Source organism: Bacteroidota bacterium, assembly GCA_037133915.1.
Taxonomy (GTDB): Bacteria; Bacteroidota; Bacteroidia; order Bacteroidales; family CAIWKO01; genus JBAXND01.
In genome coordinates this window covers 1-3,895 of record JBAXND010000105.1, presented here as the reverse complement: position 1 = coordinate 3,895, position 3,895 = coordinate 1, and the positions used below count along the sequence as shown (strand labels likewise).

1 protein-coding gene is annotated in these 3,895 nt (G+C 42.5%); it reads left to right on the top strand.

Going from position 1 to position 3,895, the window contains the following annotated elements; genetic code table 11:
* Positions 1 to 123: 123 nt before the first annotated feature.
* Positions 124 to 3,126, top strand: coding sequence for a primase-helicase family protein (locus WCM76_16730; protein ID MEI6767278.1), 3,003 nt, complete (start codon positions 124 to 126; stop codon positions 3,124 to 3,126).
* Positions 3,127 to 3,895: the final 769 nt, after the last annotated feature.

Here is a 3,895-nt window from a genome sequence, read left to right as displayed (position 1 = left end):
AAAGGGGGTCAGCTTAACGCGGAACTAGGGGACCAGTTTGCGCGTATTCTCCAACTTATTGTGAATGAGTTTTTTTTTAAGAAGTGAAATTTATTAACTGAATTTTGGGTAAACTATAATGTTATGTCTGATAAAACTATAAAATTTTATAAAAACGATATAAAGGAGCTGTGGGAGCAAACTGACGGCGGTCGTTTAATATTTGAAGAGATTTATCCTCAATCCAAATCAAGCTTTGAAGGAAAGAAAAATTTCTCTGTACGTGATGACGATGAGAAGGCATCGGCTTGTGTTTTCAAAGACAAATCCGGCACCGTTTGGCTGCTCCAAGACAAGGGCGGTCCCGATAACAAAGCCATGAACGCCGTCCAACTCTTCATGTCCAAAAATGGCAGCAGCTTCCCGGAGGCGATGGCCAGTCTATGGCAAAAATACGGCAACGATAATGCCTCACCGGATAGCAGCGTGATGCACCCAAAACCCCGGATCGAGAACACCGGTATTAAATATGAAGAGATTCAGGTTTTCACAAAAAAAGATTTTTCGGAATCCGAATTGAATACACTGGGGCCTGACGTAAAAGCCGAGCATTGTAATGACCTCAATTTATTCGCTGTTGATTATTACATAACGAAAGAAGGATTCAAGATCTACAGTACCGGCGAGTGCCCCATTTATTATTATGACTATGGATCTTTCGGCAAGATATATCAGCCTCTCAACAAAGAATATCGGTTTATTTACAAAGGTAAGAAACCCTCAAACTATATCTTTTCCGATAAGAGAACGGCCAAACTGATCAATAAGCTCCAATCCAACGTCGCCATTGATAACTCTAATTCTTCTCTGGACGAGAACACCGATCCTGCCGATGGCGCAAGAACCCTTCCGGATGTGATCATCTGCAGTGGGGGTAGTGATGCCATTAATTTATATTCGCAGGGCTGGCGGGTGATATGGTTTAATAGTGAAACGGCTTCTATCAGCGATTATGAATACAAATCTGTTCTCCGCAAACTGGTCGGTTCAGATGGCCATATATATATTGTTCCCGATCTGGATCAAACTGGAGTTCGCTCAGCGTTACAACTGGCCATGAGGTTCCTTGACCTTTGCATTATCTGGTTACCTTCCCGCCTGAAAGAATTCAAGGATTGGAAAGGCAAGTCCTGTAAAGATGTGCGTGATTTTTTTAAATACTATACGGATGAAAAATATAAAAATCGCGCGTACCATTTCAAACTTCTTGTCAATACATCTTTTCCAATGCAATTCTGGATTCCCAAGCGCGACAAAAAAGGCATTATCATTGATGGAGCCTTTGAGATCAACAATGATCGCTTATATAAATTTCTCGAAGCCAATGGATTTTTCACTGTCGAAACCAAAGCCAATAAAAATCTTTTCACCTGGGTACATGTAAAAGATAATATCGTAACTGAAATAGGCGATGCTCAGATCGCCGAATACGTAAACAAATTCGTTACTAACTTTTTTCGTGAAAACCTTCAATACTTATCCTCAGCCGGTGAAGGTATTCTTAATACAATCCACCGCACAAATCAGCTAAAAGTGTCCAGTCTTAGCAAATTGAATCGACTGAAGATTGACACCGTTTGCTGGGGCCCGGATCATGATTTCCTATTCTTCCAGAATTTTGCCGTAAAGGTCACTGGATCCGGCATCGAGGCTATTCCATGGAAAAGCTTCGATAAATACATATACGATTACAAGATCATCGCCGCCGACTATAAGCCCATTCCTGCACCTTTCACCATTTCATTCAACCCCGAATATCTGAAATTAAAAAAGGAACTCGAAGCTGCCCGTGCAGCGAACACCTCAATTTCCGACGCTGGCGGCGATGGCCGCGAAGTGTCAGGGCATAGTGTTACTTCTGCCGGTACAAATGCTCGGCATGCCCATAGGCCCAGTCAATCCGAGTTACAACAAAAACTTGATGCCTGGCCGGAACTTGATCGTTTCACGCTTGAAATACACGACAAAGAATTTTCCCTCATTAAATACTTCTACAACACGGGTCGGGTATTCTGGCAAAAAGAAGAATCAGGGCAAGCCCTTTCTGAAAATGAACGCAAGGAATGCGATCTTCATTTTATTAGCAAAGTGGCTGCCTTGGGCTATGCCTTGTACCGCTACAAAGAACAAGGAATGCCTTATGGGATTTATGCCATGGAAACTGATGAAAGCATAGATACAGGCAAACATCAGGGTGGTACCGGAAAATCGTTTTTTCTAAAGCTCGTTCGGCAAGTCCGTAAAAACGTGGTCATGATTGACGGGCAGAAAAAGTCTATAGTTGATGACGCTCACCTTTTCGGTCGTGTCCTGGAATATATCACAGATTTCATCTTCATTGACGACCTTGGAAAACACGTTCCACTCAACATCGTATTCGTTCCCATCACCGGCGACATGATTGTTGAACCAAAATTCATCGAAAGCTATGAGATCCCCTTCGAAAAGTCCCCCAAGATCGGTTTCACATCTAACCATCCATTGAGCAGCTTTGATCCCAGCATGCGCCGCCGTATCTGGTTTGTAGGGTTTAGTTCATATTACCATCCGGAGGACCCGATGAAGGGATGGCCCGAGCGCAACATGCGCACCGAATTCGGTAAAAACCTTATCAGCGACTACACGCATGATGAAATGAATAAAATGTATAATTTTCTCGCCCAGTGTCTGCACACCTATCTTAAGTTTCATGAGAAGATAAACCCACCCATGGAGTCTATTGACAAGCGCAACATTCAGGGCGCCATGTCCGACGACTTCCTTGAATGGGCTGAAGACTATTTCACACACGACCGCCTTAACGTCAACCTGCCACGTGCCGAGGCCATTGAGGACTATAAAGCCAGCATCCCGGCCAATGAAGCTAAGTTTATTAAATCCAAAAAATTTCGCGAGCGCCTCAAGCTTTATGCTCTCTATAAAGGCTACACGTTCAATCCAGTTGATCTCATGCACACCGAGACCGAACGCAATCGTAACGATATCCGAGCGACTATCGACAGTAAAACGGTTTACTATTTCCACCTGCGAACCCCCAATTTTAAGCCTACCCTATCCCCTGCTGAAGGTTCCTCGCATTCACCATAGCCAACTGACTGCCCCATTGTCCACGGTCATCTGCTTGATGAATTTTCGGCACACATAGTGCCGACATTTTTTTCTTTTCTCAAAAAGAAATAACATTTTTCTTTAAGACTATATAAGTCCTCTGTCTTTTGACAGAATTCAAAATAAATAAAGACATATTATTAAATATCATAACCTTACATTCTGTCAATTTTCTGTCAATTTTCTGTCAGTCAATAATCTCATTGGCACAATCGATATTATGCTTCTATTTCCATGCGAGCCTTACCTCATTCTGCCACTTAGGATAACCTTCTGCCAATGCCAAGGTTATCCTGACAGGCAGAATGTTTATTCATGCATTCAATCAATTAGCCTTTGTTTTCGGAATTCTGTCAATTCGGCCAATGTTTGTACTGCTTTTTGAAGTACTATATTTTCTTCTCCACCCGGTGATACCGTCCAGCTCAACTCATGGCCTCGGATCACCGCCTCTGCCCTTGTAGCCAAAGTTCAATAGGCTTTGTTGGAATTGGAATCAATCAAAATACTCAATCAGGCAGAAACCATCTTGTCCAATACTGAATTGAGCACGATTATTGAGATTTCTGCAAATGCAGATTGCTCGGTAGAAGAAGTTGAGAGGCCGATGTCAAACCTTAAGATTCTTTAATCGAAATGACAACTAAATGTATGTGTGTAGAAAATGTTTTCAGCCTTGATTGATGATAAATTTACACTGTTGTCCGGTAAAAGTTTGAAAGAAGCCGAAGCATAAGCCCGGCTTCTT

What these genes read in the sequence shown, in the direction of transcription:
- WCM76_16730 (MEI6767278.1), top strand. Translation starts at nt 124, where the DNA reads ATGTCTGATAAAACTATAAAATTTTATAAAAACGATATAAAGGAGCTG.